The organism is Pseudomonas sp. SIMBA_068, from assembly GCF_046534705.1.
Taxonomy (GTDB): domain Bacteria; phylum Pseudomonadota; class Gammaproteobacteria; order Pseudomonadales; family Pseudomonadaceae; genus Aquipseudomonas; species Aquipseudomonas putida.
On the sequence record NZ_JAWRYI010001600.1, the window covers coordinates 1 to 237 of the forward strand.

General features: G+C 57.0%; 1 pseudogene. It reads right to left on the minus strand.

Annotated features, from left to right (window positions below):
- Positions 1-237, minus strand: a pseudogene (locus tag SB756_RS35110) (DNA alkylation response protein); the annotation flags it as partial.

Sequence of the window (237 nt, forward strand, 5' to 3'; positions counted from 1 at the left end):
CGATTGGTACATAGCGCCTGCATCAGCAGGTGCCAGGCGGGGTGAAAACGCACATCGTCCAGACGGCGTCCTTGCGCATCGTAGCGCAATAATTCAGGCGGATTCACATTCGCCAGCCGCCCCAGTTCAAGGGATTCAGCCGTTCCTAACTGCTGACCAATACTGGCTAGAAAATCGCTATCCCAGCCAGCACCTTCACGCGTTACCGCTTCGCAGAGCGCGCCATCAGACAGGTAT